22 protein-coding genes and 1 pseudogene are annotated in these 26,032 nt (G+C 63.8%); 10 read left to right on the forward strand and 13 right to left on the reverse strand.

Annotated features, from left to right (window positions below):
• Positions 1-66: 66 nt before the first annotated feature.
• From DRF71_RS06055 to dusB, 7 genes are all read right to left on the reverse strand, one after another.
• Positions 67-1,650: a potassium transporter TrkG gene (locus tag DRF71_RS06055; protein WP_232831323.1), complete on the reverse strand. Its 1,584-nt coding sequence runs from the start codon at positions 1,648-1,650 to the stop codon at positions 67-69.
• Positions 1,650-3,026 carry a Trk system potassium transporter TrkA gene (gene trkA, locus DRF71_RS06060; protein WP_112309569.1) on the reverse strand — a complete coding sequence of 459 codons (1,377 nt, stop codon included), beginning with the start codon at positions 3,024-3,026 and terminating at the stop codon, positions 1,650-1,652. The genes DRF71_RS06055 and trkA overlap by 1 nt, the downstream gene beginning before the upstream one ends.
• Before the next feature lie 83 nt (positions 3,027-3,109).
• Positions 3,110-4,525, reverse strand: coding sequence for a nitrogen assimilation response regulator NtrX (gene ntrX / locus DRF71_RS06065; protein WP_112310030.1), 1,416 nt, complete (start codon positions 4,523-4,525; stop codon positions 3,110-3,112).
• 1 nt (position 4,526) lies between these two features.
• Complete coding sequence (locus DRF71_RS06070) at positions 4,527-6,881, reverse strand: sensor histidine kinase NtrY-like (protein WP_112309570.1); 2,355 nt, start codon at positions 6,879-6,881, stop codon at positions 4,527-4,529.
• 63 nt (positions 6,882-6,944) lie between these two features.
• Positions 6,945-8,324, reverse strand: coding sequence for a response regulator (locus DRF71_RS06075; RefSeq protein WP_112309571.1), 1,380 nt, complete (start codon positions 8,322-8,324; stop codon positions 6,945-6,947).
• A gap of 3 nt (positions 8,325-8,327) precedes the next feature.
• Positions 8,328-9,455 (reverse strand): two-component system sensor histidine kinase NtrB, encoded by a 1,128-nt coding sequence (locus DRF71_RS06080; RefSeq protein ID WP_112309572.1) that lies wholly within the window; start codon positions 9,453-9,455, stop codon positions 8,328-8,330.
• Positions 9,452-10,477 (reverse strand): tRNA dihydrouridine synthase DusB, encoded by a 1,026-nt coding sequence (gene dusB / locus DRF71_RS06085; protein ID WP_112310031.1) that lies wholly within the window; start codon positions 10,475-10,477, stop codon positions 9,452-9,454. The genes DRF71_RS06080 and dusB overlap by 4 nt, the downstream gene beginning before the upstream one ends.
• A 329-nt stretch (positions 10,478-10,806) precedes the next feature.
• Here dusB and DRF71_RS06090 point away from each other — a divergent pair, with 329 nt between their 5' ends.
• The 3 genes from DRF71_RS06090 to DRF71_RS06100 are packed head-to-tail and all read left to right on the forward strand — an operon-like array spanning position 10,807 to position 12,985.
• The gene (locus tag DRF71_RS06090) at positions 10,807-11,991 is read left to right on the forward strand and encodes a bifunctional 2-C-methyl-D-erythritol 4-phosphate cytidylyltransferase/2-C-methyl-D-erythritol 2,4-cyclodiphosphate synthase (RefSeq protein ID WP_232831325.1); all 1,185 of its coding nucleotides are present in this window, start codon (positions 10,807-10,809) and stop codon (positions 11,989-11,991) included.
• Entirely contained in the window at positions 11,988-12,497 is a 510-nt protein-coding gene (locus DRF71_RS06095) for a phosphatidylglycerophosphatase A family protein (RefSeq protein ID WP_112309573.1), read from the forward strand. Before DRF71_RS06090 ends, DRF71_RS06095 begins: the two co-directional genes overlap by 4 nt.
• Positions 12,485-12,985, forward strand: a complete 501-nt coding sequence (locus tag DRF71_RS06100; RefSeq protein WP_112309574.1) for a CinA family protein — start codon at positions 12,485-12,487, stop codon at positions 12,983-12,985. Before DRF71_RS06095 ends, DRF71_RS06100 begins: the two co-directional genes overlap by 13 nt.
• A 70-nt stretch (positions 12,986-13,055) precedes the next feature.
• Here the strand turns inward: DRF71_RS06100 and DRF71_RS06105 are convergent, their stop codons facing one another.
• Entirely contained in the window at positions 13,056-13,562 is a 507-nt protein-coding gene (locus DRF71_RS06105; protein WP_112309575.1) for a type II toxin-antitoxin system RatA family toxin, read from the reverse strand.
• A gap of 134 nt (positions 13,563-13,696) precedes the next feature.
• On the opposite strand from DRF71_RS06105, the gene hpt reads away from it, so the two are divergent.
• The 3 genes from hpt to DRF71_RS06115 all read left to right on the forward strand — a co-directional run bounded on the left by hpt (position 13,697) and on the right by DRF71_RS06115 (position 15,584).
• Positions 13,697-14,281 (forward strand): hypoxanthine phosphoribosyltransferase, encoded by a 585-nt coding sequence (gene hpt / locus DRF71_RS06110; RefSeq protein WP_112309576.1) that lies wholly within the window; start codon positions 13,697-13,699, stop codon positions 14,279-14,281.
• Between the two features lie 66 nt (positions 14,282-14,347).
• Entirely contained in the window at positions 14,348-14,518 is a 171-nt protein-coding gene (locus tag DRF71_RS27925) for a hypothetical protein (RefSeq protein WP_198672075.1), read from the forward strand.
• A 187-nt stretch (positions 14,519-14,705) separates the two neighbouring features.
• Positions 14,706-15,584 (forward strand): c-type cytochrome, encoded by an 879-nt coding sequence (locus tag DRF71_RS06115; RefSeq protein WP_112310033.1) that lies wholly within the window; start codon positions 14,706-14,708, stop codon positions 15,582-15,584.
• A gap of 266 nt (positions 15,585-15,850) precedes the next feature.
• On the opposite strand, the gene DRF71_RS06120 is transcribed toward DRF71_RS06115, so the two are convergent.
• Together DRF71_RS06120 and lipA are read right to left on the reverse strand one after the other, a co-directional pair.
• On the reverse strand, positions 15,851-16,288 hold the full coding sequence (locus tag DRF71_RS06120; protein WP_112309577.1) for a hypothetical protein: 438 nt from the start codon (positions 16,286-16,288) through the stop codon (positions 15,851-15,853).
• A 770-nt stretch (positions 16,289-17,058) separates the two neighbouring features.
• Positions 17,059-18,009 carry a lipoyl synthase gene (gene lipA, locus DRF71_RS06125; protein WP_112309578.1) on the reverse strand — a complete coding sequence of 317 codons (951 nt, stop codon included), beginning with the start codon at positions 18,007-18,009 and terminating at the stop codon, positions 17,059-17,061.
• 158 nt (positions 18,010-18,167) lie between these two features.
• Between lipA and aqpZ the strand changes: the two genes are divergently transcribed.
• Positions 18,168-18,863: an aquaporin Z gene (aqpZ, locus tag DRF71_RS06130; RefSeq protein ID WP_112309579.1), complete on the forward strand. Its 696-nt coding sequence runs from the start codon at positions 18,168-18,170 to the stop codon at positions 18,861-18,863.
• A gap of 562 nt (positions 18,864-19,425) precedes the next feature.
• Positions 19,426-21,051: a calcium-binding protein gene (locus DRF71_RS06135; protein ID WP_198672076.1), complete on the forward strand. Its 1,626-nt coding sequence runs from the start codon at positions 19,426-19,428 to the stop codon at positions 21,049-21,051.
• 90 nt (positions 21,052-21,141) lie between these two features.
• Here DRF71_RS06135 and DRF71_RS06140 read toward each other — a convergent pair whose 3' ends face one another.
• Positions 21,142-22,323, reverse strand: coding sequence for a DUF6456 domain-containing protein (locus DRF71_RS06140; protein WP_112309581.1), 1,182 nt, complete (start codon positions 22,321-22,323; stop codon positions 21,142-21,144).
• Positions 22,324-22,523: 200 nt separating this feature from the next.
• On the opposite strand from DRF71_RS06140, the gene DRF71_RS06145 reads away from it, so the two are divergent.
• Positions 22,524-22,811, forward strand: coding sequence for a DUF6477 family protein (locus tag DRF71_RS06145; protein WP_112309582.1), 288 nt, complete (start codon positions 22,524-22,526; stop codon positions 22,809-22,811).
• 77 nt (positions 22,812-22,888) lie between these two features.
• On the opposite strand, the gene DRF71_RS06150 is transcribed toward DRF71_RS06145, so the two are convergent.
• Together DRF71_RS06150 and DRF71_RS06155 are read right to left on the reverse strand one after the other, a co-directional pair.
• Complete coding sequence (locus tag DRF71_RS06150; RefSeq protein ID WP_157970941.1) at positions 22,889-23,191, reverse strand: pentapeptide repeat-containing protein; 303 nt, start codon at positions 23,189-23,191, stop codon at positions 22,889-22,891.
• A gap of 150 nt (positions 23,192-23,341) precedes the next feature.
• Positions 23,342-24,883: a trimethylamine methyltransferase family protein gene (locus DRF71_RS06155; RefSeq protein WP_112309584.1), complete on the reverse strand. Its 1,542-nt coding sequence runs from the start codon at positions 24,881-24,883 to the stop codon at positions 23,342-23,344.
• Between the two features lie 193 nt (positions 24,884-25,076).
• Between DRF71_RS06155 and DRF71_RS06160 the strand changes: the two are divergent.
• Positions 25,077-25,954: pseudogene (locus DRF71_RS06160) on the forward strand (metal ABC transporter solute-binding protein, Zn/Mn family).
• Positions 25,955-26,032: the final 78 nt, after the last annotated feature.

Below are 26,032 nucleotides of genomic sequence, written 5' to 3' on the forward strand. Positions count from 1 at the left end.
GAGAGGAAATGATGTTTTCAACACTCGCTGTGACCTGATGGCCCTTTACTGTTGCGAAAAAGCCCGTCAGCGCCCTTTCCCCTGCCGCCAGGGCGCGGTGAGGCTGACCGACCAGTTGCCCGGTGCGATCAGCGCGATCAGCGCCAGCGTCTCCAGCCGTCCAAGCACCATGGCAAGGCCCAGAATCACTTTGACCGGTGCAGTCAGCGCCGACCATGACAGGGGCGCATCGCCCGCAAGCCAGGCCAGCTGGCCGGTGGTGGTCAGCGCCGACAGGCAGAAAATCAGCGCCTCGGTAAAGCGCAGGCCGAACAGGGTCAGCGCAGCCGTCACCACCGCGACCGAGATGGCGAAAAGCATGAAGAAGATCCAGGCGAACCAGGCCCCCCGCCCCGCCAGACGCCGCGCCTCGGCGCCGCTGCCGATGGAATGGGGATGGATGATGCGATCAAGTTCGCGCTTGCCCTGCAACCCAAGCGCCCAGACCCTGAGCAGCGTGACGCCTCCGGCCGTGGTCGCAACGCCCCCGCCGATGATCGCAAGCCCCATCAGCATAAGACCCGGCGAGCCCATCCCCGCCCAGTTCCGCGCAGATCCCCACCAGACGCTTTCATAGCCGGTGGTGGTCAGGAATGAGGCCGCCGTGAACAGCGCGCCCCAGAAGGCACGGATCACCGCCGCGACACTCGCTTCGCCGCCGGTGCCGGCATCGGCGACCAGATGGCGCAGCAAAAGGACGGTGACGACCAGCGCAATCAGGCTCAGGCCCAGCCGTATTTCGGGATCGCGGCGCAGGCTGCCGCGCACCTGGCCCGGCAGGTCGAAAGGCATCAGATGACGGCTGAGCGCCAGCAACAGGAAAAAGAAGATCAGCACCTCGCCCGCCAGCCCCGACTGCGCCACCGCCCGCCCGTTCCCCGCCGAGATGCCGCTGGTCGACAGCGTTCCCATCGCGTGTGTCAGCGCGATCAGCCCATTCTCGCCGGCCACCAGAAGCATCAGCCAAAGCGCCAGCGTCAGCCCGGCATAGACCGGCAGGATCGCCATTGACGCCCGGGTCAGCCGCTCTCGCGGGTCGGTCATGGCGCCGGCGCGGCCGATCAGCTGGCTCTTTTGCCCCGGAAGCTGCCCCGAAATCACCTCGGCCCCGCCAAGGTTCAGCGGCGCCAGCACCGCCCAGGCCGCCAGCAGCACGAAGTATCCCCCCAGCCAGCCCGCCATCGCCCGCCAAAGATGCACCGAAGGCGGCAGCCGGTCGGGCGCGTAGCCGGTGGCGCCGGTGGTGGTGAAGGACGAGATCATCTCGAACCACAGATTGAGCATCGTGGTATCGCGCAGAAGCGGAGCCAAAGGCAGCGCGAACGCAAAGGGCAGCACCGCATAGGTGCCGGCCAAAGCCGCCAGCTGGCTGTGGGCGGAATGGCGGCGGGCGGGATCGCGGGTCACGATGCCCAGCATCACCGTCAGCACCACAAGGATCAGCCCGGAATAGAAAAAGCTCTGTGCGGTGCGGAAATCCCGCAGGCTGGCGGCATGGACGGCCGGGATCCAGCACATCACCCCCACCACGCCCAGCGACAGCACCAGCAGCGGCACATCCCATAAAAGCGGGCGCCTGCCATGTCGAGGAAGCCCCGCCAGCGGCCGCATCAGAAGAAATCAATCGAGACCTGGAACAGGCGCTCGACCTCGGGCACATCTTTCACCAGCGCGAAAACCGCCACCACGTCATTGGGCTCGATCCGCATATCGGGCTCGGGTTTCAGCATCCGCTCGCCCTTCAGCACGCCGCCGACCAGCACGCCTTCGGGGAAGGAGATATCGCGGATCATCTTGCCCGAGATCGGCGAGGTCGACATGACCTGGGCTTCGATCATCTCGGCCTCGCCATCGCCCAGCGAATAGACAGCGCGCACGCGGCCATGGCGGATATGGCGCAGGATCGACGACACCGTGGTTGCGCGCGGGTTGATCCAGGCGTCAAGGTCCAGCGCCGCCATCAAAGGCGCCATGGTCGGGTCATTGACCAGCGCAATGGTCAGCGGGCAGCCCGCCTGTTTGGCGCGCACCGAGACCAGCAGATTGGTCTTGTCATCATCGGTGACCACCAGCACCGCATCGGCGCGGTCGACCCCGGCCTCGGCCAGGAGGTCCATATCCATACCGTCGCCATTCAGCACGATGGTGCGGGACAGTTGATCGGCCGCCGCCTCGGCGATCTGGCGGTTCTTTTCGATCATCCGGACGCGGACGCGGTCCGAGCGCGCCTCCAGCGCCCGCGCCACTGTCAGCCCGACATTGCCGCCGCCGACAATGACGATGCGGTCCTGCTTATGCTCGCGCTTGCCGAAGATGGCGAGGCTGCGCTGCACATCCTCGGTATGGACGAAGAGATAGATCTGATCCTCTTCCAGCAGCTGATCATCGGGATGCGGCGCGAACAGCCGTTCATTGCGGTGCACGCCGACCACAATCGCGCGCAGCGACGGAAAGAGGTCGTTCAGCTGCCTCAGCGGCGTGTTCAGCACCGGGCATTCCGGCCCGAGCCGGATCCCCAGCAGATGCGCGCGGCCCGACATGAAGACCTCGGTGTCAAAGGTCTCGGGCGCGGCAAGGCGTTGCAGCGCGGCCTCGGCCACCTCGAGTTCGGGGCTGATGATCACGTCGATCGCAAGCCGGTCGGTGTTGTAAAGATCGGAATACCCGGTCTCCAGGTAATTCTGCGCCCGGATCCGCGCGATGCGGCGGGTGACGTTGAAAGCCGCCGCCGCGATCTGACAGGTGACCATATTCACCTCGTCGGAATAGGTGGCCGCGATCACCATATCGGCGTCGCGGGCACCGGCTTTCGCCAGCACATCCGGGTGGCTCGCAAAGCCCACCACGCCCTGGACATCCAGAACCTCGGTCGCGCGGCGGATCAGATCGGCATTGGTATCGACGATGGTGACGTCGTTCTTCTCACCGGCCAGCTGGCGCGCAATCTGCCAGCCGACCTGGCCGGCGCCGCAGATGATGACCTTCATAGGCTTCTCCCGTGGTCGCGCCTGCCTTCAGGGACCTGTTTCGCAAAGCCCCGCTGAAAGGTCAATTCCTACGCCCCGGCGGCTCAGGGCACATCGCCCTCCTGATATTCCTCATCGAAATAGGCGCTGCGGGTGCCGGATTTCGACGAGGTCACCACGCCGAGGCTTTTGAGCTTGCGATGCAGCGCCGAGCGCTCCATGCCGACGAAATTCGCGGTGCGGCTGATATTGCCGCCGAAACGGTTGATCTGGGTCAGCAGGTATTCGCGTTCAAACAGCTCGCGCGCCTCACGCAGAGGCAGCGTCGCCACCGCGCCGCCCAGCACCATCGCCTCGCCGGCGCTGCTGGAGCCTTCGGCGCCGGGCAGCTCGCGCGCCTCGATCTCGCCGGTGCCCTCGCCAAGGATCAGCACGCGCTCGATCATATTGCGCAGCTGCCGGATATTCCCGGGCCAGGACATGGTCTGCAGCATCGCCTCGGCATCGGGGCTGATCACCCGCAGCGGGAGGCCCTGGCTGCGATGGAACCAGGTGACGAAATGGCGCGCGAGTTCCGGGATGTCGTCGCGGCGATCCGCCAGCGAGGGCACCGGGATCGGCACCACATTCAGCCGGTCGAACAGCTCCTGGCGGAAGCGGCCTGCGCGGATCTCTCCCGGCAGATCGCGCGAGGTCGAAGAGACCACCCGCAGATCGACCCGCACCTTGTCGGTGCCGCCGGCGCGGGTGAATTGCTGCTCGGTCAGCACGCGGAGGATCTTGGACTGGGTGCCGGTCGGCATATCGCCGACCTCGTCGAAATAGACCACACCGCCATGCGCCTGTTCCAGCAGGCCCGGCTCGATGCCGCGTTCGGGCGTTTCGCGGCCGAACAGCACCTCTTCCATCCGCTCGGGTTCGATGGTCGCGGAAGACACGGTGATAAAAGGCGCCGAGGCGCGGTTCGAGTTCAGATGGATATAGCGTGCCGCCAGTTCCTTGCCCGATCCCGGCTGGCCGGTCAGCATCACGCGGCCATTCGACTTTGTCACCTTGTCGAGCTGCGATTTCAGCGCCTTGAAAGAGGGGCTGGACCCGATCATCTCGGTCGAGGTCACATCGCGGCGTTTCAGCTCGGTGTTTTCGCGTCTGAGCCGCGAGGTCTCCATCGCCCTCGCAACAACCAGCACCAACTGGTCGATATTGAAGGGTTTTTCGATAAAATCGTAAGCGCCCTGCTTGATCGCCGCCACTGCGATTTCGATATTGCCATGGCCCGAGATGATGATCACCGGCACGTCCGGATTGTCGCGCTTGACGGTCTTCAGGATGTCGATCCCATCCATCCGGCTGTCTTTCAGCCAGATGTCCAGCACCATAAGATCGGGCGCCTCATTATTGATTTCGTTGATACAATCCTCGGAATTTCCGGCAAGGCGTATCGCGTATCCCTCATCCTTGAGGATATCGCCGATCAGTTCGCGAATGTCCTTTTCGTCATCGACGATCAGAATGCTCATCTCAGCCTCCATTCCCGTTATCGGGCCCGTTTGCAACGGCGGCCTCTGCCCCGTTCCGCAGGTTGTTTTCCATTTTCTCTGTCGCAACAGCCCCTTGCGGCGCCATGTTGCGCCCCATGCGCCGACGGTTCAGCCGTGGCAATCTGATCTCGGCCATGGCGCCGGCATGGTCCTCGCCCGCGAAGACAGGCGCGTCGGTCAGCGCCAGAGTGCCGCCATGCTCTTCGATGATCTTGCGGACGATCGGCAGGCCCAGCCCGGTGCCCTTGGCGCGGGTCGTGACATAGGGTTCAAAGAGCCGCGCGCGGTCTTCCGGCAAGCCGGTGCCATTATCCATGATGCGGATCACGCTTTCCGCCTCATCGCTGACCAGCGTGATACGGATCTGCGGATGGTATCCTTCCACTGCCCCATTTTCAATATGGGATTCAGTGGCTTCTCCGGCGTTCTTAATCAGGTTTGTCAACGCCTGGCTGATCATGGTCTGATCGAGATCCATCAGGAGCGGCCCGTCGGGAATTTCGGCCGTGAAGGCCACGCCGGGCTGGCCGGCGCGCTGCAAGGTCACCGCATCCTTCAGGATCGCCACCAGATCGGTCTCACGCCGGTCGGGTTCGGGCATACGGGCGAATTTGGAAAACTCGTCAACGATGCGGCGCAAGTCATTGGTTTGCCGCACGATCACATCGGTGAGGGAGGTCAGTTCCTCGACATCCTGCACCTGTTTCGAGAATTTGCGTTTCACCCGCTCGGCCGAAAGCTGAATGGGCGTCAGCGGGTTCTTGATCTCATGCGCGATGCGGCGCGCCACATCGCCCCAGGCCGCCATCCGCTGCGCCGAAACCAGGTCGGTCACATCGTCAAAGGCCACGACATAGCCCTCGGCCTCGCCGCTCTCGGAGCGCCGCTCGCCCATCCTGACCAGCAGGCTCTCGATCTGGCCGCGACGGGTGATGCGGATTTCTTCCTGCGCGACCTGGCCCGTGCTCGCCTGGAGGGTTTCAAACAGCCCGGCAAATTCCGGCACGATCTCGTTCAGCAGCCTGTCCTCGACCTCCTCGCCCAGATCCAGCACCCGCAGCGCCGCGCGGTTGATGAAATCAACCCGCCCGTCCCCCCCGAGCCCGATCACCCCGGCGGTGACGTTCGAGAGCACGGAATCAAACATCCGCCGGCGTTCCTCGGTCTCGGCATGGCTGGCCTCCAGCGCAAGGCGCTGGCCTTTCAGCTGCCGCGTCATCCGGTTGAAGATGCGGCCCAGCATGGCGATCTCGTCATCGCCCTGTTCCTCGGCCACCTGCACATCCAAATCGCCGTCGCCAACCCGTTGCGCCGCCCCGGTCAGCCGCCCCACCGGGCGCGACAGCCGCTCGGCAAACCACAGGCCCAGCCAGATTGCAGCAAGGATCAGGATCAGCGCAAACCCCAGATAGATGAAGCCGAAATTCAGCAAGAGCTTGCCGCGATCCGATTCCAGCTGGTTGTAGAGTTTCACCGTCTCGGTGGTTTCATCCAGCAGCGACAAAAGCCGCCCATCCACCTCGCGCGCGACATAGAGATAGCGGTCGGCATAGGCCGGCAGCCGCACGAGCGCGCGGAATTCATTATTCCGCCAGTCGGGGATCAGCACGACGCCACCCGCCTGGCTTTGCTGCAAATGCTCGGCGCTGATGGTTTCGAAATCAAAGAGATAGGAGCTCTCTCCCCGCGTCCTCAACTGGCCGGTGCCATCGACCAGAAAGGCCTCTTTCAGCCCGCGCTGGATCTGCTCCTGCCCCTTGGCCAGCAGCGGGCGCAGCTGATCGTCGCGCAGCATGACGCTTTGTTCGCGCGCCGTGTTCAGATAGACCGCCAGCGCCAGAGCGTCCTGGGCGAGGGAGGCGCTTTGCTCGCCCTCATAGGCCTGGGCAGCAGCCAGCGACGAGCCCACCACCGAGCGCACCCGTTCGGAAAACCAGCCCTCAAGCCCCAGATTGACCGAAAGCACCGCAAAGACCGCGACCAGAATCGTCGGCACCAGCGCCATACCGGCGAAAACCCCGGTCAGCCGCATATGCAGGTTCGACCCGGCCGAGCGACGGCGGCGGTCGGCCACCATCCGCATCACCCGCCCCAGCACCAGCGCCGCGATCAGCAGCACATAAACCAGATCCGCCAGCAGGATCAGCCGCAGTGCCGGCGAATTGCCGGAATGGTTCATCGGCCCCAGCAGCAGGAAGGTCGCCACCACCAGCACAGGGCCCAGAAAAACCAGCCCCAGCGTGAAGGCGGTCTGAAGCCGGCGCTGCCGGCGCAGGCGGGACACCCTTTGCCAGACATCACGTTTCACTACCCGACCGGACTCAGTCGTCGCCATAACCTTCAACATCTTGTGGACACGCCCGCCTGCGGCGCGTCTGCCACGCTTGATGTTGCGGTTTTACATCAGCTTGCGGCGCCGTGTCACGCGAATATCCAGATCGGTGATCTTCTTGCGCAAAGTATTGCGGTTTATCCCGAGAAGATCGGCACATCTTGCCTGATTGCCGCCTGTTGCATCCAGAGCGATTTCGATCAGCGGCATCTCCACTTCGCGCAGGATACGCTGGTAAACACCGGGGGGCGGCAGCTGGCCGCCATGCAGGTCGAAATAGCGTTTCAGGTGGCGCATCACGGTGGCGGAAAGTTTCTCCCCCTCCATCACGCCGCGGCTCGGCTCTGCCACCGGCAGTTGACCCAGCACGGCAGCAACCTCGGCACGGTTGATCTCGGCATCCGAGGCGGTGACCAGCAGGCGGCGAATCGCGTTTTCCAGCTGGCGGACATTGCCGGGCCAGGAATGGTTGCGGATCAGCTCGCGCGCATCGGGCGCCAGCTGACGCACGGCGCCGAAATCGCGCTCGCCCCGGGCGAGGAAATGCTCGGCCAGCAGCGGGATATCCTCGACCCGCTCGCGCAAGGACGGCACATGCAGCATGACGCCGCCCAGCCGGTAGTAAAGATCCTGACGGAAGCTGCCCGTCTCCATCCGCGCCGCCAGATCGACCTGGCTTGTCGCCATGATCCGGGGCGCCTTGCCGGCCATCGATTCGTCGCCGAGCATATCCAGCAGCCGCACCACCCGCGCCTGGGCATCCTCGTCGAAATCACCGATCTCGTCGAACACGACCGAGCCGCCGCGCGCCTTAGCGATCAGCGAGGACGGGCCTTCGACCCCTTGCAGATCGCTGGCGGTGGCGGTGACAAAGGGAAGCGTCCGGCGGTCGGAGAAATCATGGATCGCGCGGGCCAGCAGCGATTTACCAGTGCCGGATTCGCCGGTGATCAGCGCCGGGATATCGGTGTTCATCACCCGCGCCACCAGCCGGTACAGCGCCTGCATCGCGGGCGTGCGCCCGACCAGCGGCAGTTCCTCGGCGGGTTCGCGCACCGGCTGCGCCACCGGCGCCGCGCGGCGTTTTTGCTCCAGCGCACGGGCCGAGCGTTTCATCAGATCTGGCAGATCGAAGGGTTTCGGCAGATAGTCGAAGGCCTCGGCCTCGGCCGCCTGGATTGCGGTCATAATGGTGTTTTGCGCCGAGATCACGATCACCGGCAGGCCGGGGCGCATGCGCGAGATCCGGGGCAACGCATCCAGACCATTGCCGTCGGGCATGATCACATCCGAGATCACCAGATCGCCCTTGCCCTCTTCGACCCACCGCATCAGCGTCATCAGGCTTGAGGTGGCATGAACCTTGCAGCCTGCCCGCGTCAGTGCCTGGGTCAGAACCGTGCGGATCGTGCGGTCGTCATCGGCGACCAGAACCGTGCCATCCATGGGTTACACCTCTTTCTTAGCGGCTTCAGGCTTAGCGGAATCGGGCTTAACGTCTTTGGGCATCATCGGCAGCGAGATGCGGAAGGCGGTCCGCCCTGGCACCGAATCGACCGAAATCCAGCCCTCGTGATCGGCGATGATTTTCGAGACCAGCGCGAGGCCCAGCCCCGTCCCGTTCTCGCGCCCCGAGACGAAGGGGTCGAAAACCTCTGCGGCAATATCGGGCGGCAGGCCGGGGCCATCGTCGATCACCTCGACATTCAGCGGCAGCGCGCCCTGGCTGCCATCCTTGCGGCGCATCCTGAGGCTCAGGTCATAAAAGGTGCGCAGCCGGATGGTGCCCCCCTTGCGGCCTGCCGCCTCGGCCGCGTTTTTGATCAGGTTCAGAAAGACCTGCATCAGCTGATCGGGATCGGCGAAGGTCGGCGGCAGCGAGGGGTCGTAATCCTCAAGGATCACCATATGCGAGGCGAAGCCCACAAGGCCCGAGCGCCGGGCGCGGTCGAGCGCGTCGTGGATATTCACCGCGCGGCGATCCGGCGGGCGCAGATTGCCGAATTGTTCAACCTGTTCCAGCAGCTTGACGATGCGCCGCGTCTCTTCGACGATCAGATCGGTCATTTCGCGGTCTTCGGGCGTCAGGCTCATCGACAAAAGCTGTGCCGCGCCGGCGATGCCTGCGAGCGGGTTCTTGATCTCATGCGCCAGCATCTCGGCCATGCCGATCGCCGATTTCGCCGCCGTTTTCGAGGCGCCCGCCCGGCCCAGCCTGTCGGCAATCTCGCGCGGAGAAAACAGCAGCATCAGGTAATCGGGCTGGTCATGCATCGGCGCGATATGGACCGAGCACTGCACCGGCGCACGGTCTCCGCTGGTCACATCGGCATCATTGATCTTCATCGGCGCCTGATTGGCACGGGCGCGGGCAAAGGCCTCCTCCATCGGCGCGTCGATCATAATCCGGTCCAGCACCGGCTGGCCGAACAGCGATTTCGCCGAGACGTTGAGGAAACTCTCGGCCGCAGGATTGGCCTCGCGGATCATGCCATCGGGGCCAACCAGCAGTGCCGGCAGCGGCAGCGAGGCCCAGACCACACCGGGAACCGGCCAGGGGGAGCGGTAGGGGGTCATGCTGCCTCCTCTGTCTCGCTGAATGCGCGCAGGATCAGATCGCGGACCAAAGCGGGGTCGGTGGCGGTCAGCACCGCCTCGCGGGCATGGTCAAGCCCCGCCTCTTCCAGATACCAGCCGAGATGTTTGCGGGCGCAGCGCAGGCCCAGCTCGCGCCCGTAGAAACCGAGCATCTCATCGTAATGGCGGGTGATCATTTCACCGCGTGCAAGGCCCTCGGGGATCACCGGCGCGGGCGTGCCGTAAAGCGCATGGGCGATCTGGGCCAGCCGCCAGGGCGCGCCTTGCGCGCCGCGCCCGACCATGACGCCATCGGCGCCCGATTGCTCCAGCGCCTCGGCCGCCGTTGCGGCGTCAATAATGTCGCCATTGGCGATCACCGGGATCGACACCGCCTCTTTCACCCGCCTGATCGCCGCCCAGTCGGCCCGCCCCTTGTAAAACTGACAGCGGGTGCGGCCATGGATCACCACCATCTTCACCCCGGCCTGTTCGGCGCGGGCCGCCAGATCGGGCGCATTCAGCAGGGTGTCATCCCAGCCCAGCCGGGTCTTGAGCGTGACCGGCACCTGCACCGCGCCGACCACCGCCTCGATCAGCCCGATGGCAAGATCCAGATCCTTCAGAAGCGCCGAACCGCAAAGCCCGGTGGTCACCCGTTTCGACGGGCAACCCATATTGATGTCGATGATTTCAGCGCCCTGCCCCTCGCACCATTTCGCGGCCTCGGCCATCAGCGCGGGTTCACGCCCCGCCAGCTGCACCGAGGTGATATTCTCGCCAAAGCCCAGCTCGGCCCGCGCGCGCGCCTCGGGGCGGTTCCTGAGCACCTCTTCCGAGGCGACCATTTCCGACACGACCAGCCCCGCCCCGAAAGAGCCGACCAGCCGGCGGTTCGGCAGATCGGTGATTCCGGCCAATGGCGCCAGGAAGACCGGCGGAAACAGGGTGAAAGGGCCAAGCGCCACCGCAGCCGCCGGTGCGGCGCCGGTCGCCCCCCCCTTCGGCAGGCCCGCATTCATCAGTGCAGCAGCCGGCCGCCCATCCTGCACAGCGCCCTTTCGCGCTGCGACATTCTGCACAGAACCAGTCACTGGGCCGGTTACCATAGAGCCAGGGATCAAAGCCAAAGGTGCGGTTCCTTTTCTCTCAGAGTCAGTGCTAGGGCTGGTCCGGCACAGTTCCAAGGCAGATGCCCGGATCTTTCGCGGTCAAATCTGCCCCGGAAAGAGGCAACGCACAAATATTAAGCATATTTGCCCATATATCAGGCAAAGATGCGCAGATTGCCAGCGTCCTTTCCCTGGCCTAAAACCGCCCCACTCTTCTGACAGCACAAAGGCAAACCGCTGTGACCGATCCCGACATCAGTGCCAGCCCTCCCGCGCCTGCGGCAAAGACCCTGGTGGTGATCACGGCGGCGGGTCGCGGGCTGCGGGCCGGAGGAGGCTTGCCGAAACAATGGCGCCTGCTGGCCGGCGAGCCGGTCCTTGCCCATACGCTCAGGGCCTTTGCCGGGTTTGACCTGGCACTGGTGATCCATCCCGATGACCGGGCGGCGGCGGCGGCGCTCGCGCCCTCGGCGCATCTGGTCGAGGGCGGGGCTACCCGGGCGGAATCGGTCCGCAATGCGCTGGAGGCGATGGCGGGCCGGGGCTATGGGCGGGTGCTGATCCAGGACGGCGCCCGGCCGCTGACCAGCCCGGCGCTGATCGCCCGTGTCTGTGAGGCGCTGGAAACCGCGCCGGCCGCCGCCCCCGCTCTGACGGTCAGCGATGCGCTCTGGCGCGGCGCTGCAAACCGCGTCACCGGGCTGCAACCCCGCGACGGCCTCTGGCGGGCGCAGACGCCGCAGGGCTTTCATTTCGACGCCATTCTCGATGCCCATCGGGCCGCCCCCTCCAGCTCTGCCGCCGATGATGTCGAGCTGGCGCTGGCTCTGGGGATGGAGGTTGCGATTGTCGCGGGCGAGGAGGACAATCTCAAACTCACCTTCCCGCCGGATTTCCCCCGCGCGGAACAGATCCTCGCGCGCTTGCGCGGAAAGGAAAACGCCATGGATATCCGCATGGGGAATGGCTTTGACGTCCATGCCTTCACGACAGGCGATCATGTCTGGCTTTGCGGCGTAAGGATCGCGCATGACCGCGCGCTGCTGGGTCATTCCGACGCCGATGTCGGGATGCATGCGCTGACCGATGCGATCTATGGCGCGCTCGCCATGGGCGATATCGGCCGTCATTTCCCGCCTTCCGACCCGCAATGGAAAGGCGCCGGGAGCCATATTTTCCTGCGCCACGCCGTCGCGCTGGCGGCGGAACGGGGTTTCGCGATCTCGAATTGCGACGTGACCCTGATCTGCGAGCGCCCGAAAATCGGCCCCCATGCCATCGCCATGCAGGCCGCACTGGCCGCCATCATGGGCCTTGATGCCGCCCGGATCAGCGTCAAGGCCACCACATCCGAGCGCCTGGGCTTTACCGGGCGCGAGGAAGGCATCGCCGCAATCGCAACCACCCTCCTGGTAAAACCATGATCAATCTGACCGCGACCTTCTTCGGCATCGGCCATATCCGCCCGGCTTCGGGCACCTGGGCCTCGCTGGCCGCCGCGCTGCTGGCGCTCCTGGCCATGAACCAGGGGCTTTACTGGCTGGTGCCGGTGGCGGCGGTTCTGGCTACGGGCTTCGGCTTCTGGGCGGTGCCGCAATATCTGCGCGGACGCGACGATACCGACCCTTCCGAGGTGGTGATCGACGAGGTCGCCGGCCAGTGGATCGCGATCAGCTTCGTGGCGATCCCGGCGATGCAACACGGGCTGGATGTCGGGCTCTGGTGGGGCGCCTGGCCGGCCTGGGCCGCGCCCTTCCTGCTGTTTCGACTGTTCGATATCTGGAAGCCCTGGATCATCGGCCGGGCCGACCGCCGCGGCGATGCAACCGGCGTCATGCTTGATGACCTGATCGCGGGGCTGTTCGCGGGCATCGGATCGGTTATCCTTGCCGGGCTTTATCATGGGGTCGTCAAGCCATGGCTGATGTGAACCACGCCCTTGCATATTCCGTGCTGCACGAGGCCCGCGCGCGCGGGCTGATGATCGCCACCGCCGAGAGCTGCACCGGCGGCATGGTCTCGGCCGCGCTGACCGATATCCCCGGCTCGTCCGACGTGTTCGAGCGCGGCTTCGTCACCTATTCCAACCATGCGAAACAGGGGATGCTCGGCGTCTTTGAAAGCACGCTGGCCCGCCACGGTGCCGTCAGCGAAGAGGTCGCGCGTGAAATGGCCGAAGGCGCACTCAGACATTCGCGCGCCCATCTCGCCGTCTCGGTCACCGGCATCGCCGGCCCCGGCGGCAGCGAACACAAGCCCGAGGGCCGCGTCTGTTTCGGACTTGCACAAATGGGCCGCCATACCCTGACCGAGACCCGCGATTTCGGCGCGCTCGGCCGGGGCGCCGTGCGCGAGGCCGCCACCGAATACGCGCTGCGTCTGCTGCTGAACGGCACCGCACCCACCGCGCATGCCTGAGCGCAATACGACCTTCCTCCTGACTTAAATACTCCCGCCGGAGGCCGGCGCCCGCCAGGGCGCCAGTCTCTTACATCCGCGCCCCGTAAAGTTCCGCCGCCCGCCGCTCAAAGGCGCGCACGATCCGCTGCATCGCCTCGTTGAAAACCAGCCCGATCACCCCTTGCAGGATCGCATTGCGGAATTCGAAATCGACAAAGAAGCTGACTTCCGAGCCGCCCGTCCCCAGATCCCGGAACTCCCAGGTCGAGCGCAGATAGCGGAACGGCCCGTCGATATATTCGGTAAGAATGCGCTTTTCCGTCTTCAACAGCGTCACCCGGCTGCCGAAACGCTCGCGAAACACCTTGAACGAAATCACCAGATCGGCCTCGATCACCTCATCGGCGCCAGCCGCGTCAACAGGCGCCGCACCAGCAAGCTCCACGCCAGCCGCGCCCCCGACCGGCCGGCGCGACCGGATCCGCGCGGCGGCATTCCAGGGCAGGAATTTCGGATAGCTCTCTACATCGGCCACGAGATCGAACATCTCCTGTGCCGACCAGGGCAGTTTGCGGGTTTCTTGATGTCTGGGCATGTCTGACGGATTTGCGACTTCCCCTCCATCTCACCGCTCAGAGGCCGGATTTCAACCCCATTGCCCGAGTTTCCGCTTTCCCCCGCCCGCTTTCGCGGCGAAAATAAACCATCCCGCCAGATCCGAGCCCCTGCATGACCGACCCCGTCCCGCTGCCTCCTGCCGCCCGCCCCCCCGCCACCCGGCCTTATGCCATCGACCAGCTGATCAGCGCCAAGGCGATTGCGGCGCGGATCGAGGCGCTGGCGCGTGAGATCACCCGCGCCTTCCATGATACCGAGAAACTGGTGGTGGTCGGCCTCTTGCGCGGATCATTCGTCTTCATCGCCGACCTCGTGCGCGAGATCCATCTGCCGGTCGAGGTCGATTTCCTCGAAGCCTCCTCTTACGGCAATGCGACGCAAAGCTCACGCGAGGTGCGGATCCTCAAGGATCTGCGCGGCGAGATTCAGGGCCGTGACGTGCTGGTGGTCGAGGACATCGTCGATACCGGCCACACGCTGACCCATGTGAAAAACCTGCTGCTGTCGCGTCTGCCGCGCCGGCTGGAGATCTGCGCGCTGCTGGACAAACCCTCGCGCCGCGAGGTTCCGATCCGCGCCACCTGGACCGGGTTCGAGATCCCCGATGAGTTTGTCGTGGGTTACGGCATTGATTTCGCACAAAGAAACCGAAACCTGCCTTATATCGGCAAGGTCAGGTTCACCGATGGTGGCTGAGATGCACCCGCCCGCCATTGTGCGGTCTTCCAAAGGCCTGCCATCTGGCGGAATGGAGATCTGACGATGAATATCATGGTCTGGCTGCTTCGCGCCAAACGCTGGGCGCAAAACCCGCCTCCGATGCGCCGCGTGCTGCTGGTGCTGGGGGTGATCGCCGCCTGCCTGGCCTTTGCCGCCTTTGAATGGATCTGGGGCTGGCCGGACTGGCTGCGGGTGAACCGGATGAAATTCTGAGGCGCAAGCGGCGGCAAAATCCGGACCGGCGGCAAAAACGCGCTGACAAGGGGCGCCTCCCGGGGCACTATGGGCAGAAGAGCCAGCCCGGAAAGCCAAGCCGATGCCATCTCGCCCCGACCCACTGCGTCCCGGCCCCTTGCATTCCAGCCGCCTGCATCCCGGCCGCCTTCGTCGCCTCGCGCTGATGCTTTTCCTGATCGCGGCACTGGCCGGGGCGGTGATGCTCTGGCTGATACGGCCCGACCCGCTGGACGGTGACGCGATGGCGGGGTTGACGGGCGCGCCTGAGGCGGGGCGGCTCGTGTTTCTGGCCACGGGCTGCGCCTCCTGCCATCTCGCACCGGGGCAGGAAAGCAGCGATGCCGAGCGGCCGGTCCTTGCCGGTGGCCAGGCTTTTCCATCGGATTTCGGCACCTTCTACGCGCCGAATATCAGCCCGGACCCGGAGCATGGCATCGGCGCCTGGTCGGCGCTGGATCTGGCCAATGCGCTGACGCGCGGCGTCTCGCGCGAGGGGGCGCATCTTTATCCGGCCCTGCCCTATGCCTCTTATGCAAAGCTCACGCTGCAGGATGTGGCGGATCTGGATGCCTGGCTGAAGACGCTGCCAGCCGATGCGACCCCCAGCCGGGAGCATGATGTCGCCTTCCCCTTCAGCCAGCGCTGGCTTCTGGGGGGATGGAAGCTTTTATTCCTGCGCAGCGACTGGGTGGTGACCGCCGATCTGACGCCGGAAGAGGAGCGCGGCCGCTATCTCGCCGAGGCGATGGCCCATTGCGGTGAATGCCATACGCCCCGCAACGCCCTTGGCGGCATGGACACCGCGCGCTGGCTGGCCGGCGCCCCGAACCCGTCGGGCCGGGGCAAGGTGCCGGGGATCACCCCCGCCACGCTGGACTGGAGCGCGGTTGAAATCGCCGATTACCTGACCACCGGTTTTACCCCGGATTACGATTCGGTGGGCGGCCATATGGCGCATGTGGTCGAAAACTTCGCCCGACTGCCCGCAGCCGATGCCGCAGCGGTGGCAGCCTATCTGAAACGGGTGCCGCCCGCCGAATAGGCCGGCGCGTCCCCGAGGATCAGGATATCCGCCGCCATCCTCCTGGCCCAGACCTGAAAGCGCGCCACCAGGATCGCCCCCCTGCGCCATTGCCATCGGCATCCTTCCACAACGCCTTGTCCGTTATACCGGACATGAAGCGCTCATCTGCATGCCGGGCCCGAGTGTCGGCGCGGAGGCGGAACTGGCTTTCCACCAACGCACCCGCAACCAGGCCGCCAAAAAAAACTGCCGCCAAAAGCCGCCGCCAGGACCTGAACGCATCATTATTCCCCCGGGGCATTGGGCGAGAAATCCACGATCACATCGCCACATTCCTTGCACAAGAAAAAGCGGAACAGGAACCACCCATTAAGCCTGTCAGTGCCGGTGTCGCCCTGCCCTCCGTGCCCACCCGGCGCATCATTCCCCGCGCCGCCATTCGGGGCGTCCTTGCCGCCGCTGCCGGGAAAGGAATGCACCTCGGCCCCACCGCGCCGCCGGTCATTGCCTGTATTCGAGCCGTTGATGATCCCGAAGCCGGAACAGATATCGCCAGGGGCAGCGCCACCATTGCCGAAGGCCATCCGGCGCCATATGCGCCCCTGCCGCAGAACGGAAATCCAGCGCATCCGGAAGAGCGGCGCCACCGCCCCCCCCCCGGACCGGGCGATGTTGCCGATGATCCCGTCATTTCCCCCGCCAGGACGCAGGGTGCCGATCATCGGCCCCCGCGCCCGTCAACCATGTCCTTGCCAGCACCGGTAAGGGATGGCCGTCAGCAGGCCATGATTGACGATCACATCCGTCATCGGACCGGTTTCGACCGGGACCGTTCCGCCTTCGATGGCGCAAGTATTCTGTGATGGAGGGGGTATAACAGCTGACGGCCTGAAAGATGATCCCCCGCAAGGTCGCCCGGATAAGGCTGCTGGAGGTAATGACCGCAAGCCTCTCGCCATTGGTCTGAATGCCGGCATTCTGGCCTAAGATCCGGATCCCGGCCCTGACAGTGCTGAGGCCCAGATAGGCGAGGGTCGTTATAAGAGCCGGTAAATCCCCTCACCACCGCTGTTTATCGCGCCCGGATCGACCGCAATGCCCGCAATCGCCCCCCCCGGGATAGTGCAATCACCCTGCCCGTGGTCCAGATGATTGGAAGAGTGTTATCGCCTCAAAAGCGCAAGGCTCACCCGCGCAGCATTGCCGGCAAGCGCGCTCTCACCATGGGCAGAGCCTGAACGCACCAGGACCAGAATGCTGGCATTGATCAGGGCTCGCGCCCGATATGGCCGGCCAGGGTGTCGAAAAAACTCTCATCTTTGGTCGGGGCGCCCGAAAAACACGAAAAAACCTCTCCTGCCAGATGCCCGGCCCAGGCGGTCAGGCGGTGTCACCCTGTCGGCAACAGGCGACCATTCCCGGAGGGGGGGTCAACGGTAAGAACCTGTCAGGAACAGGTCTGCGGTAAACAATTCCCCTGTAAATCGCAGCCTTATGCCGGCCCGAGCTTTGCCAGCCGCGCCGCGCGCAGCTGGGCGAAATCATCGCCGGCATGATAGGAGGACCGTGTCAGCGGCGTGGCCGAGACCATCAGGAAGCCCTTGTTCCGCGCCGATTTCTCATAGGCCTGGAAATCCTCGGGTGTGACGAATTCCGCGACCCGGTGATGTTTCGGCGTCGGCTGCAGATATTGGCCGACGGTAAGAAAGTCGATATCGGCCGAGCGCATGTCGTCCATCACCTGCAAGACCTCATGGCGCTTTTCGCCAAGGCCGACCATGATCCCCGATTTGGTGAACATCGCCGGATCCAGCTCTTTCACCCGCTGCAACAAGCGCAGCGAATGGAAGTAACGCGCACCGGGGCGAACCTCGTGATAAAGACCGGGCACGGTTTCCAGATTGTGGTTGAACACATCGGGACGCGCCTCGACCACTTTCTCCAGCGCCGAGGGCGCGCATTTCAGGAAATCGGGCGTCAGGATCTCGATGGTGGTGCCCGGAGAGCGGTGCCTGACTGCACGGATCGTCTGGGCGAAATGCTCGGCACCGCCATCATCCAGATCGTCGCGGTCGACGGAGGTGATCACCACATGGTTCAGCCCCAGCTTCTGCACCGCATGCGCCACCCGGCCAGGCTCGAACGCATCCAGCGTCTGCGGCTTGCCGGTCGCCACATTGCAAAAGGTGCAGCCGCGGGTGCAGATCTCGCCCATGATCATCATGGTGGCGTGACCCTGGCTCCAGCATTCACCGACATTGGGGCAGCCCGCTTCCTCGCAGACCGTCACCAGACGGTTTTCCTTCATAATGTCGCGGGTCTTCTTATACCCTTCCGAATTCGGCGCCCGGACCCGGATCCAGGACGGCTTTTTCGGCTGTTCCTGATCGGGGCGATGCGCCTTTTCGGGGTGACGCTGATCAGGGATCTTCAGATCGCGCATGGGCTGACCTCTGGCTTTTTCCCCCTTTTCCGGGGCTCCCCCCAAGACATAAGCTGAGCGCGGCCCTAAGGCAACGGATAGTGCATGTACACGTCCCAGGGGCCGACTGACCAGGAACTGCCGGGGACTTCCCCCCGGCCCTGTCACCAGGAGGGACAATGTCTAAAAAGTTCACTGCCGAAGTTATCGGCACATTCATCCTTGTTTTCTTCGGCTGCGGCGCGGCGGTGATCGCCGGCGCCGACGGCATGACCGGCGTGGGCCTGACCGGTATCTCGCTGGCCTTCGGGATCTCGATCATCGCCACCGCCTATGGGATCGGCGCGATTTCCGGCGCCCATCTCAACCCGGCGGTCAGCCTTGGCGTGCTGATGGCCGGTAAAATGTCGCCCGGCGATTTCATCGTCTATGTCGTCGCCCAGCTTGTTGGCGCAATTCTCGGCGCCGCCGTGCTTTACCTGATCGTGACCGGCAAGACCGGCTTTACGCTTGGGGAATACGGTCTCGGCTCGAACGGCTATGGCGAGGCCTATCTTGGCAAATACAACCTGACCTCGGCGCTGGTCTTCGAGATCGTGGCGACCTTCCTCTTCGTCACCGTGATCCTCGGCGCCACCCATCCGGGCGCCTATACCGCCATGGCGGGCCTTGCCATCGGTCTGACCCTGACCGGCATCCACCTCGTCGGCATCCAGGTCACCGGCGTTTCGGTGAACCCGGCGCGTTCGATCGGCCCGGCGCTTTTCGCCGGCGGCGCGGCACTGAGCCAGCTCTGGGTCTTTATCGTGGCCCCGCTGATCGGCGGCGCCCTGGCGGGGATCGTCCATGCAGCCGGCCTGACCCGCGCAGACTGAAGCCCAGGGGTCGAAGACCGATAGACCGCAAATGAAAGGACGCACGCCCCCAACCGGGCGTGCGTTTCTCTTTTCGCCGCAGGACGGGCCCGCCCCGAACCCACGCGGCGCCAGCCAGAGCCAGGGCGAAACCTCCGGATTGCTCATCCGGGTAATTGTCTTGACAGGACCAGCCTGCACTGAAAAATTCTTAGAATTTTCCAGTTAATCTTCGGGGGAGTAAGTGATGGTCAATGTCATATTCACAGGAACAAATGCAGGCGCTGAGAGCAGCAGCTTTTCCCTCCTTGATGTGGGACCAGGGCTTATATCCGGAAGTTTGATCAACAACCGATATACCTACTTATACGTTTCAGGTCCTTTCGGGACCGGCAACACCTTCCAGTCTACATTCCGGTTGTTCGACCTGCCCGGCCGGCTGGAGATCGTATCCGGAACCTTCAATTATAACGGAACCGCTATCATTCAGATGGACGGGATCGGGCAAACCCTGACGGGTTTCGAACATTCCCCAATCATTGCCGCCCTGGATAATCTGCTGAGCGGAGACGACAATTTCAGAATGTCAGGCGCGCTCTCCTTCGCCTGGGGCGACATCGCTACTGTCGCGGCCGACACAACATTCTTCGGAGGCAACGATACTTTTGATATCTCAGGAATAACGGTTGCGACAGGCCATACCAGAGCAACGATCTACGGAGACGCAGCCCTGGTCGCTGCAGGGGCCACAGCTAGAGGTGGCGATGACGTGATTTCCGCTTTGGCCGCCAACGCTGGCTTAGTCATCTACGGAGATTTCGGCACCGTCCAGGGCAACGCCACCTATGGCAATGACATTATCGTCGGCAGTCAGCACAGCGACATAATTTATGGCGACGGGCCCGATGACACAGCCGAGGGCGGCAATGATACGATCAGTTCCGGAGGCGGGGCCGACACCATCTATGCTGGCGGAGGCGACGATCTTATCGCTCACTCGTACGGACCGATCGAGGCCTATGGCGGGGCCGGGTTTGACACCCTGGATCTGACGACCTTTGCGGTCAGTAATGGCCCGATAGTTGTTGATCTGGAAGATAACTCCCTCAACCGCTCAAACGTTGCCGGAGCCCGGTTCTTCCAGATCGAGGCGATCATCGGAACTTTCACCGGAGACGACCTGCGCGGCGATGCGGCGGATAACCTGCTTTCAGGTGCCGGCGGCAACGATACCCTGACCGGGCGTGCCGGCAATGACACACTGGATGGTGGCACCGGAGCCGACAGGATGTATGGCGGCATCGGCGATGATCTCTATTACGTTGACCATGCCGGTGATCAGGTCACCGAACTGGCGGATGAGGGCACCGATACCGTCATCAGCAGCGTCAACTGGACGCTGAGCGCCCATGTCGAAAACCTGCAGCTGACCGGCAGCGGCGGGCTTACCGGGTTCGGCAACGCGCTTGCCAATGAAATCCAGGGCAGCGCGGGCAATGACCTTCTGCGCGGCGCGGCCGGCAATGACACCCTGTTCGGTGGCGAAGGGGATGACACCTTCTTCGGCGATGCCGGGTATGACATGTTCTATGGCGGGCTCGGGAATGACATCTATTATGTCAACACGGTTCATGATGTGGTGATCGAGGCTGCGGGCGAAGGCACCGACCTTGTGGCCTCGACCGTCTCCTGGACGCTCGGCGCGCATATCGAGAATCTCATCCTGCGCGGCAGCGCCAACCTGACCGGAATCGGCAACGAGTATGGGAACAAAATCATCGGCAATGACGGCAATAACGTGCTCGATGGCGCGGGGGGCAATGATTACCTCGCAGGCGGTGCCGGCGATGACATGCTGATCGGCGGCGATGGCATGGACCTGCTGTTTGGCGGTGCCGGGGCGGATGTTTTCGTCTGGCGCAACGCCGCGGAAAGCGCGGTCGGGACCGGGCGCGACCAGATCGGCGATTTCGCAGCCGGCGATCTGATCGACCTTTCGGCAATGGATGCCGACAGCCTGACCGAAGGCAACCAGGCCTTCACCTTCATAGGCCACGCGAATTTCAGTGGTGTGGCCGGGCAGCTGAACCTCTGGGGCAATGGCAGCGTGACCATCCTCCAGGGTGATCTCGACGGCGACCGCCAGGCCGATTTCCAGATCATGGTCAGCGGTGTCGCCACGCTGAGCGAGACCGATTTTCTGCTCTGATCCGCCTGGAACGCCCCGGTCGTCCGGGGCACCACCAGGCACAGAAAAAAAGGCGAGGCCCCGCGGGCTTCGCCTTTTTTGCTGCCGTCATCAGCCGATCAGCGGGCCGGAGCGACCATAGGTCTCGTCGTAATGGCGCCTGAGCCGGAGCAGCGCGATCCGCAGCACGATCTTACCCGAGCGCGCCGCCCAGCCCATGCGCCGCTCGGCGCTTTCCACCCCTTCGAGAAAGCAGCAGACCCGCAACGCGATATCCCCCAGCCCCGGCCCCAGATCACGCAGCGCAAGCGCCACCCGGTCGCGCGCGCGGCCAGGCCCCTCGGCCAGCCCGCTATCGCCGCGAAAGCCGCCACGGTCGCCGCCGGTCAGGAACTTCTCCCAGTTCTGCGCCACGCGCGGCCCCATTTGCGCCAGCTCGAAGTCCTCACGCAGCCGCTCGGCCGCCGCCACCAAGTCCGAGGTCAGGAACAATTCGCCATTCTTCTCGCGCCGCCGCCCCAGCACCGCCACCGGGCTTTCCGCGATGTTGAACCGCATCCGGCGCGGGCCGTCCGGGGTCTGCACCTCACGCTCGGCAAAGTCGCGATGCTGATCGGCAAAGGGCGTCGCCGCCTCGGCCAGACCAGGCTGCGCCTCGTCCTCGCCCATGATCCGCCTGAGCGCCGCCCTCCCGGCCGGAGTGATGCCATAGGTCGAGATCCGCCCGCTTTTGCGGCAGGAGATCCAGTCCTTCAGGCAAAAAGCCTGCGCGACCGCGCGTTCCAGCACCGCTGTCCTGACCGCGCGCCCATCGGGAAACTCGCGCAGAACGGCGGCCTTTTCCATATCGCCGGCAAAGGCCAGCACGGCGCCCGGCTCGGCCAGACGGCGCAGGATGCGGCGGGCCTCGCGGTCCAGCTCGCCCTCATCGGGAAGGGCGGCAGTGCCTGCGGAAATGGCTTTGGCGGCAACGGGATTGGCGCGGGGGATCGACTGTTGCGAAAGATGGGCTGTCATCGGGGGGAATACCTTCTGGCCGACCGGATTGGGGGAAAGCCGCGCCGACCGGCTGAGCTGACTGAGCGCAGCATCCATCAGCGGATCGTCACGGCGGCACTCATACCGGCGCACCTGGCGCATCACGGTCGAGGCATGCACCCCCCGTTCACGCGCCAGCGCCCTGAGCGAGATCCCCTCCTCGGTATGACCGAGATAAAGCCTTACCTGATCCGGAATCCAGCCCGGCAGATGCGGCGGCCATCCAGGGCTTTCAAAGTCTCTGATCTGTTCCATTTTCAGGTCTGAACATCCGGCTGGTGCAAAAGGCAGGTTAAGGGATCGTAGTTACTCAGACGTTAACTGGTTACGATTTGACGATAATGGTAACCAAAAGCTAAACAGCCACTTCCAGGGCGCGCGCCGGTTTTCGTGGCTGCGCAACGGTGGAACTTTCCAGGTCAGACTGCCCTTCTCACCCGCAGAAGGAACCGATAATGCCTGATTTCCGCACCGCCCTTTCCGAAATCCGCCGCCCCGGCATCCTGATGCGCGCTGTCCGTTTCGCCCTGACCGACTACCACCGTCCGACTGCGCTGAAGCGCTTCGCCCCCGAAGAAAAACGCCCCGAAGGCATCGTCTCGAAACTGTTCGAGACCGAGGCGCGGATCGAGGAAATTCGCCAGAGCGGCGCCTCGACCTATTCGATCTGTGATCATATCGAGGTGCTGGCCGCCCTTGTTGCCGAGACCCGTCTGCTGCAGCCAAGGCCGGTTTCGGGCTGAAAGCAGCCGCTGCAAGACCCGGGCCACATCCTTACCGATGCGGCCCTATTCTTTGCACAAACCTATATATTAAAAGGTTATTCTGATTTTGACTTTTGCCAGAGCGCAATCATCTCCTCCGGCGGCGCGCCACCAATCGCCACCCCGGTGAGGCGGCAATTGTTCAGCGCCGCGCCCGAGAGGTTGAGGTTCTGAAACAACGCACCCGAGAGGTTCACATCATAGACCCGCCAGCCCGACATATTGCTGTCGTTGAAACTGGCGCCCGAGAAATTGATCTGGTTGAAGCGGCTGCCCGACAGATTGGCATCATTGAAATGCGAGCCGGAAAGATCGGCATCATTGACGTCAGGCTGCCCGGTCACGCGGTGCAGTCTCATCAGATCAAACTCCACGACTGTCTCCTGCCGGGCATTGGATGCCCTCAGCCGCACGCGGTCAGCAGAGGGATCGGGAAAGAAGGCAGGATAAAAACAATTGGCCCCGCTCTGTTGCCAGAACGGGGCCAATTGTTTCGAAACCGGCGACGATTACATGAAGGCGTCGGGCATCGATTCCTTGCGCTCTGCGACATAGGCGTCCAGCGCCTCGCGCTTCGCAATATCCAGTTCGGGCGCCACATAATCCGCCAGCATCTTCCGGACCCTTGCCGAGGCCAGCGTCGCGGTGTCGCGCGCGCCCTCTTCCTCCCAGGTTTCGAATGGCTTGTAGTCGAGCACATCCGAGCGCCAGAAAGCGGTCTTGAAATTGGCCTGGGTATGGGCACATCCGAGGTAATGGCCGCCGGGGCCAACCTCGCGGATCGCATCCAGCGCCTGGGCGTTCTCGTCAACCGAAACACCCTTGGCCAGACCATGCAGCGCGCCCAGCTGATCGGCATCCATCACGAATTTCTCGTAAGAGGAAACCAGACCGCCCTCCAGCCAGCCGCAGGCATGGAGCATGAAGTTCACCCCCGCCAGCAGGCCCATATTCAGGCTGTTCGAGGTCTCGTAAGCCGCCTGCGCATCCGGCAGTTTCGAGCCGCAGAACGACCCTGCCGAACGATAGGGCAGCCCCAGACGCCGCACCAGCTGACCGGCGCCATAGGTGATATGCGCGGCCTCGGGCGTCCCGAAAGTCGGCGCGCCGGAATTCATGTCGATCGAGGTCACAAACGCGCCCGCAATCACCGGAGAGCCTGCGCGCACCAGCTGGCTATAGGCCACGCCCGCCAGAATTTCCGCCAGCACCTGGGTCAGTGTCCCCGCCACCGTCACCGGTGCCATCGCGCCGCCGACGATAAAGGGCGACACGATGGAGGCCTGGTTATTGGCCGCATAGACCTCAAGCGCGCCCATCATAATGCCGTCAAAAGTCATCGGCGAGTTGATGTTGATCAGCGACGTCATCACCGTGTTCTGGTCAACAAAGTCCGGGCCGAACAGGATCTTCGACATATCGACCGAGTCCTGCGCCCGCGAGGGTTCCGTCACCGAGCCCATATAGGGCTTGTCGGACAGTGTCATATGCGCCAGCAGCATATCGAGGTGGCGCTTGTTCACCGGCACATCGGTCGGCTCGCAAACGGTGCCGCCGGAATGGTGCAGCCATTTCGACATATAGCCGAGCTTCACGAAATTGCGGAAATCCTCGATGGTCGCGTAGCGGCGACCACCTTCCAGATCGCGCACGAAGGGCGGGCCGTAAACCGGCGCCAGCACAAGGTTCCGGCCGCCGATTTCGACATTGCGCTCCGGATTGCGGGCGGCCTGGGTGAAATGCGCCGGCGCTGTCGAACAGAGTTTGCGCGCCAGACCACGGGGGATATGCACCCGCTCGCCGCGCACATCGGCCCCGGCCTCGCGCCAGCGCACAAGGGCGCCTGGATTCTCGACGAAATTGACGCCGATCTCTTCCAGCACCATTTCGGCATTATGCTCGATGATCTGAAGCGCCTCTTCATTCAGCACTTCGAAATTCGGAATGTTGCGGCTGATGAATTTCGCAGTCTCAAAGCTGACAGCCGTGCGTTCGGCCCGCCGCGCCGCACCGCCACCCCGCGCCCGACGACCCTCGATCACATCCGACATCTTATCCTCCTGAACGGCCTTCGCAGGAAATACTCCTGGCCGTGGCGGCACCGCCTGGTGTTTGCGGCGTTTTTGTGCCGTTTGCGACATTATCAAAGTCCGGATGCGACAGGGATGGTCAGGCCGTGAAAGAAGGGTTGTCAGTTAAGAATGGTTTTCATTTACAGCTGAACAGGAAAGAAAAGGAAACCCCATGCAATCATGGCTCAAACTTCCGACGACGGCCTTTGCGGCGCTTCTGATGACCACCGGCCTCGCCCCGGCCCAGGAGAAGCTGAAAGTCGGCACCACCATGGCCGTGATCGCGGATATGGCGCAGCAGGTGGCGGGGGATGCGGCCGACCTGGTCTCGGTCACCCGCCCCGGTGCCGAGATCCATGGCAATGAGCCGACGCCGCAGGATCTGGTCGTACGATGGATGCCGATCTGGAACTGTGGTTCGCGGGGCTCCTCGAAAACCTGGGCGATCTGCCCTCGGCCACGCTGACCGATGGCATTGATCCGATTGCGATCTCTTCGCGGTCCTGCCAGGGCAAGGCCAATCCGCATGCCTGAATGGGTCTGTATAACGCGCTGATATATATAGACAATATAGAAAATTCGCTGTCAGAGCAGGATGCGGACAATGCGAGCGTCTACGCCGCCACTGCGGCGGCCTGTAAGGATGAGCTGAAAGCCGTGATAGGGCTGCTGCGCGCCCGCGTCGAAGCCATTCCGGAAGGCACGCGCTGGCTGGTGACCTGCGAGGGCGCGTTTTCCTGGCTCGCCCGCGATTTCGGCATGGAGGAGCTGTATCTCTGGCCGATGAATGCCGATCAGATGGGCAGGCCGCAACAGGTGCGCCCGGTCATCGACGGGGTCAGGGAATATCAGATCCCGGTCGTCTTCTGCGAAAGCACTGTCAATACCACCCCCGCCGAACAGGTGGCGCGCGAGACCGGCGCGGCCTATGGCGGCGTGCTTTATGTCGACAGCCTTTCGACGGCGGATGGCCCGGTTCCGACCTGTCTCGACCTGTTGAAAACCACATCCGAAACCATTGCAAAGGGTCTGGAAGGCGCGCCCAGTTGAGATTGCTTCTCAAAATCACCTATCTTCCACGGATTGTCGTGGCAGAGTTCCCCGGCCGCAACTCAGGAAAACCAGAAA

The organism is Pseudogemmobacter bohemicus (genome assembly GCF_003290025.1).
GTDB classification, from domain to species: Bacteria; Pseudomonadota; Alphaproteobacteria; order Rhodobacterales; family Rhodobacteraceae; genus Pseudogemmobacter; species Pseudogemmobacter bohemicus.